The sequence below is a fragment of the Prosthecobacter sp. genome (assembly GCF_044378005.1).
Taxonomy (GTDB): domain Bacteria; phylum Verrucomicrobiota; class Verrucomicrobiia; order Verrucomicrobiales; family Verrucomicrobiaceae; genus Prosthecobacter.
Map to the genome: position 1 here is coordinate 1 of NZ_JBILYB010000238.1, position 5,547 is coordinate 5,547.

General features: G+C 62.2%; 5 protein-coding genes. 3 read left to right on the plus strand and 2 right to left on the minus strand.

Going from position 1 to position 5,547, the window contains the following annotated elements; translation table 11 throughout:
- The 3 genes from pheS to AC6FTP_RS25150 form a co-directional block, all read left to right on the plus strand.
- Nucleotides 1-770, plus strand: a 770-nt coding sequence (pheS, locus tag AC6FTP_RS25140; RefSeq protein ID WP_497209651.1) for a phenylalanine--tRNA ligase subunit alpha, incomplete at its 5' end; no start/stop codon positions are given.
- Nucleotides 771-848: 78 nt separating this feature from the next.
- The gene (gene pheT, locus AC6FTP_RS25145; RefSeq protein ID WP_497209652.1) at nucleotides 849-3,230 is read left to right on the plus strand and encodes a phenylalanine--tRNA ligase subunit beta; all 2,382 of its coding nucleotides are present in this window, start codon (nucleotides 849-851) and stop codon (nucleotides 3,228-3,230) included.
- A 62-nt stretch (nucleotides 3,231-3,292) separates the two neighbouring features.
- Nucleotides 3,293-3,418, plus strand: a complete 126-nt coding sequence (locus AC6FTP_RS25150) for a hypothetical protein (protein WP_497209653.1) — start codon at nucleotides 3,293-3,295, stop codon at nucleotides 3,416-3,418.
- 377 nt (nucleotides 3,419-3,795) lie between these two features.
- On the opposite strand, the gene AC6FTP_RS25155 is transcribed toward AC6FTP_RS25150, so the two are convergent.
- Both AC6FTP_RS25155 and ispH read right to left on the minus strand, forming a co-directional pair.
- Nucleotides 3,796-4,611, minus strand: coding sequence for a ferritin-like domain-containing protein (locus tag AC6FTP_RS25155; RefSeq protein ID WP_497209654.1), 816 nt, complete (start codon nucleotides 4,609-4,611; stop codon nucleotides 3,796-3,798).
- 25 nt (nucleotides 4,612-4,636) lie between these two features.
- Entirely contained in the window at nucleotides 4,637-5,485 is an 849-nt protein-coding gene (gene ispH / locus AC6FTP_RS25160) for a 4-hydroxy-3-methylbut-2-enyl diphosphate reductase (protein ID WP_497209655.1), read from the minus strand.
- Nucleotides 5,486-5,547: the final 62 nt, after the last annotated feature.

A 5,547-nucleotide genomic window follows, 5' to 3' on the forward strand; every position in this document is an offset into this window, starting at 1 on the left:
CCGCCGTCGCAGGCATCGACCTCAGCCTCCCCGGCCGCCCTGGCGCAGGTGTCGGCACACTTCATCCGCTCACCCAGATACGCGATCTCGCCGTGCGCACCCTCCGCCGCATGGGCTTCACGCTCGCGGATGGCCCCGAAGTCGAAACCGAGTGGCATTGCTTCGATGCGCTGAACACGCCCGCCGACCACCCCGCCCGCAATGAGAGCGACACCTTCTACATGCCCGATGGCAAGCTCCTCCGCACTCACACCTCCAGCGTGCAGATCCGCACGATGGAGACGGTGAAAGCTTTGCCCGTCCGCATCATCGCCCCCGGTGCGGCCTATCGTCGCGATGAGATCGACGCCACCCACCTCAGCGTTTTCAATCAGATCGAGGCCCTCTACGTGGACAAAAATGTCTCCCTCGCCGACCTCAAAGGCACGCTGGAGTTCTTCTTCCGCGAAGTCTTCGGCCCCGGCACCGCCGTCCGCTTCCGCCCTCACTTCTTCCCCTTCACCGAGCCCAGCTTCGAGATCGACGTGAAGCTCGAAGCCAAAGGCAAAGAAGCCCGCTGGATCGAAATCGCCGGCTGCGGCATGGTCGATCCTGCCGTTTTCGCAGCTGTGTCAAAAACACGTGGTGATGCTTTGTTTGATCCCGAGCAAGTCACAGGATTTGCTTTTGGGATGGGTCTCGACCGCCTCGCCATGATCCTCCACGGCATCTCGGATATTCGTCATCTCATCGAGAATGATGTCCGCTTCCTCAACCAGTTCGCCGCCTGATTTCAGGCAGTAGAATGGGGGCAATAGAATGTCCCTTATTCTACTGCCCCCATTCTACTGCCTAAACTTCTTTCCGTCATGCAAGTCTCCCTTAACTGGCTCTCCACCCATCTCGACCTCAGCTCTTACACCACGCCTCAGCTCTCCGACCTCCTGACCTTCGCGGGTATCGAGGTGGAAGGCATTGAGCAAAAGGGCGTCGCGTCTGACAAGGTCATCGTCGCTCAGATCCAGTCCTTCGAGCAGCACCCGAATGCTGACAAACTTAGCGTCTGCCAGGTCGATGACGGCAGCGGCAGCCCGCGCCAGATCGTTTGCGGTGCGAAGAACTTCAAAGCGGGCGACAAAGTCCCACTCGCTCTCCCCGGCGCGGCTTTGCCCGGCGGCTTCGAGATCAAAGAAGGCAAGCTCCGCGGCGTCGATAGCCTCGGCATGATGTGCAGCGGCAAGGAACTCGGCATCGGCGAAGACACCGGCGGCTTGTGGATTCTCGACAGCTCACTGCCCGTCGGCAAACCCATCAACCAGATCGTCGAGAGCGACACTCTCTTCGACCTGGAGATCACCCCGAATCGCTCCGACCTCCTCAGCCACCTCGGCCTCGCCCGCGAACTCTCCGCCCTCACCGGCATCCCACTCAAAGGCGAGCGCGATCACACGAAAGCGACCTCAAAGGCCCTGCCTGCATCTCCAAACATTAAACTAGAGGCCACCGACGGCTGCCCCTACTACACCGCCCGCGTCATCAAAGGCGTGAAAGTAGGCCCCAGCCCCGCTTGGCTCAAAGCCCGCCTCGAAAGCATCGGCCTCCGCCCCATCAACAACATCGTCGATATCACCAACTATGTGATGATGGAGATGGGCCAGAGCCTGCACGCCTTCGACCTCGATAAACTCCAGGGCGGCATCGCCGTCCGCCGCGCCAAGGAAGGCGAAAAAATCCTCGCCCTCGACGGCCAGGAATACGCCCTGCTCACCGAAGACCTCGTCATCGCCGACAATGCACGCCCCGTCGCCATCGCTGGCGTCATGGGCGGTGAGGAAACCAGCGTCGTCGAAGGCACCACGAACATCCTTTTGGAGAGCGCCTACTTCACCCCGAGCAACATCCGCCGCACCGCCCGCCGACTCACGTTGCATTCCGACTCCAGCTACCGCTTCGAGCGCGGCATCGACCCGCATCAGGTCCACGGCGGTAGCGATCTCGCCACCAAACTCATTTTGGAAATCGCAGGCGGCACCGCCGAACCCGAACTCAAAGTCGCCGGTGCAGCCCCGCAGCTCGTCAGCGACATCGTTTTCGATGAAAAACGCGCTTTGAACCTGCTCGGCATCGACGGCTTCAAGATCGAAGAAGCCCACGCCATCCTCACCAAGCTCGGTTTGACCCAAAACGGCACCTCCTGGACCATCCCCAGCTATCGTCTCGACCTCCTCCGCAGCGTCGATCTCGTCGAAGAAGTCGCACGCGTCATCGGCCTCGACCGCGTGCCCGCGAAGTTCACCGCCACCTTCGCCCAAGGTGACGCTACCGACCGCCAATACGACCACGCCATGCAGCTCCGGCAGGCTTTGGCAAATCGCGGCTTCAACGAAGCCCAGACCCTCCGCCTCATCTCCACGCCGCAAACCAACGATGCCCTCGGCAACCCCACCGGCGGTCTCGCTGCGCTGAAGAACCCGCTCAGCGAAGACCACACCACGCTGCGCCCCAGCATCGTCCCCGGCCTGCTCGCCAGCGCCGCGCTGAACATCCGCCAGGGTGCCGACCGCCTCCGCCTCTTCGAAATTGGCCGCGTCTTCCTGAAAATGCCCAACGGCATGGTCCGCGAAGAAGAGCGCCTCACCATCCTCCTCAGCGGCCCCGTCGCCCCCAGCTCCTGGCACGCCCGCGTGGCCAAAGCCGCCGACATCTTCGACCTGCGCGGCGTCATCGAAAGCCTCCCCGGCGTCACCGCTTTGGAAACGAAGGCGCTCAAAGACAACGGCACCTTCCTCCTCCACAGCGAGCTGAAGGCCGGCAACCGCGTTCTCGGCTGGATCGCCCAACTCCACCCCGCCCGCGCCCGTCAGCTCGATGCCCGCGACCCCGTCTATGTCTGCGAGCTCCTCCTCAGCGCCCTGCGCCAAGGCAGCACCGGCCCCGCCAAGTTCACCGACCTCCCCCGCTTCCCCGGCATGACTCGTGACGTCGCCTTCGAGCTCCCCGCCGACGTGCCGAACGCCAAAGTCGCCGCCTTCTTCACCAGCGTGAAGGAGCCCCTGCTCATCAGCACCGCCCTCTTCGACGTCTTCACCGACCCCACCGGCACCAAACTCGCCGCCGACCGCAAATCCCTCGCCTGGACCCTCACCTACCGCGCCCCCGACAAAACCCTCGAAACCGCCGAAGTCGATGCCACCCACAACCGCATCGTCTCCGCGCTCGAGAAGGCTCTGCCGGTGGTGGTGAGGCGGTGAGGCCTGGGCTTTCGGGCATCAAGTCGCAAACTAAGGCCATACCAAAGACCATCACCGTCCAAATGCCTGCCACAGGTGACATTCGTCAGCTCAAGCTGACTGCTGGCGTGCAGCGTCGTTTGCAGGAGTTGCTGGACCGACAGGACAAAGGCATCAAGCTCACCGCCAAGGAGAGAAGCGAGGCTTGAAGGGCTGGTCGATATGGCGGAGTGGCTCTCCTTGCTGAAACCAGTCGTCGTCGATCTCATGGAGATCGTTCAGCGCCGAATCTGTCAGGCGGACTTGAAGCGGCGTTGAGTCCATTTTTGTTCCAAGAGTTCCCGCACTTCCGACAAAGGAGGTTCACGCCCGTTCCGCACCTCATCCTCCGCCACCGCGATGTCCCGCAGCAGGCGGGCATCGTCATGCAGCTCAAGCCAAGCCGACGAATCCTCCGGTAGCTCGGCAACCGTGGTGTGCTTTGGGCAGCCCCAACGGGTTGATCTTCGACTTCCTGGACCAAGGGGCGGTGCCCCCTGGCTCCTGGAGACTCACTTCGTGGTTCCATCGAAAGTCATGCATCGTATCAAGGTGCATGATGTGCGGTTGCAGAGGCAAAGTCGGGCTGAGTTTGCCCAGATGGCTGGCTTTCGTGAGGAAGACGGATTGTTGACTGATCCAGCTTCACGACCTCCGACTCCAACCGCTCTTGATAACGTGTCCAGGCTTGTAGGCAGCGCTGGCGGAAGTCGGCGGGATTCACGCCGAGGGCGCGAAGGGTGTGGCGATGGTCCCAGGCGACGACGGTGGCGGTGATGGCATGAATGGCCTGGAACTGGGCACGCCAGAGCCAGCGGCCGAGATCATTGAAGGTGGAGATTCGCTCGCTGAGGAAGTCGCGCTGGAAGGCGAGGTGCTTCATTTCATCGCGCAGGAGTTTGTGGGAGACTTTGTTCACCACGGGGTCGGAGCAGCGGAGGTAAAGCGTGCCGAAATAGACCTCGGCGATGAGTTCGGCCGTGAGCAGCACCTGGATGGCGAACTCGAGATTCACGAGGAAGCGCAGGCGACGGAAGACGGAGTTTGTCCATTGCTTGGTGAGCAGCTTTCCGCCGAGGTGCTCCACGGTGCGGGCGAGCAGTCGGGAGTGGCTCTGTTCCTCGGCGACGAAGAGGTCGATGGCACGCTGATAGCCACGGAAGTTCTCCAGCGGCGCGACCTCGCGGGCATAGCGTCGGAGGCGGGAGCCGGTGCCGGATTCGCCGAGCTGGAAGGTGGCGATGGAGGCGGCGAGTGGCACGCGTGTGGCGTCGGGCAAAGTGCAGGTCTCGGTGGGGAGTTCGAGGGTGTCGTTGAGACGTGTGTTGCGCTCAAAGTGGGTGATCCAGGCTTGGGTGTTCATGGTTTTGTTATTTGGTTCTCGGTTTTCAGTTCTCGGTTTTCATTTGGCGGAGTCGGTCCATCACGGCGGTGACGGTTTCATCGAGGGTGGAGGTGCCGGCGGTGATGCCGACATCGCCGACTCCAGCGAACCATTCTTCGCGGAGGTCATCGGGAGTCTCGATCTGGTGGGCGCGGGCTCCGAGGCGGGTGGCTTTTTCGGTGAGCTGGCGGGTGTTGTTACTGTTGCGGCCGCCGATGACGATCACGACCGGGCAGCGCTGGCAAATCTCCTCCAGGGCGGTTTGGCGCTGCTTCGTCGGGTGGCAGACGGTATCGACAAAGCGCACCTCGGCTCGCGGATGCTGGCGCTTGATGGCGGCGACGAGTTCCAGCACTCGATCCAGCGGCTGCGTGGTCTGGGAGATCACGCCCTGCCTTGTCGATGCGGGAATCTGGAGCACATCGACCTCATCGAGCACGACACTGGCTTCCGGGAAATCGCCGATCAAGCCACGTACCTCGACATGTTGCCGCTGGCCGATGACGATGGGGTGGTAACCTTCCTGCACGAGGATGGCGAGTGCCTGGTGCGCCTTCCGCACGAGTGGGCAAGTCGTGTCCGTGACGGTGTGGCCCGCTTTTTGCCAAGCCTGCCGCTGCACATTCGCCGCACCGTGGGCAGTGATGACGACGCGCTGGGTGGCGGCAGAGTCATGCGCTTCGAGCTGGCCGCTGCGGACGCCGAGTGTCTTCAAATGTGCATCGACGACGGGATTGTGGACGAGCTGTCCGAGGATGGTGACGGATTCGCGCATGGCGGCGTCATGCGTGGCGCGGAGGGCATCGCGCACGCCGAAGCACATGCCGTGGTGTTGGGCTAGGTGGAGGTTCATTGGTTTGTTCAGGGTTCTTGGTTCGCTGTTCTTGGCTTAACTTTGCAATACAAAGCTTGGGG

Bases quoted from the DNA above. Each gene is read 5' to 3' on its own strand.
- pheT (WP_497209652.1), top strand. From the start codon at position 849: ATGCAAGTCTCCCTTAACTGGCTCTCCACCCATCTCGACCTCAGCTCT.
- AC6FTP_RS25150 (WP_497209653.1), top strand. From the start codon at position 3,293: ATGCCTGCCACAGGTGACATTCGTCAGCTCAAGCTGACTGCTGGCGTG.
- ispH (WP_497209655.1), bottom strand. From the start codon at position 5,485: ATGAACCTCCACCTAGCCCAACACCACGGCATGTGCTTCGGCGTGCGC.
- AC6FTP_RS25155 (WP_497209654.1), bottom strand. From the start codon at position 4,611: ATGAACACCCAAGCCTGGATCACCCACTTTGAGCGCAACACACGTCTC.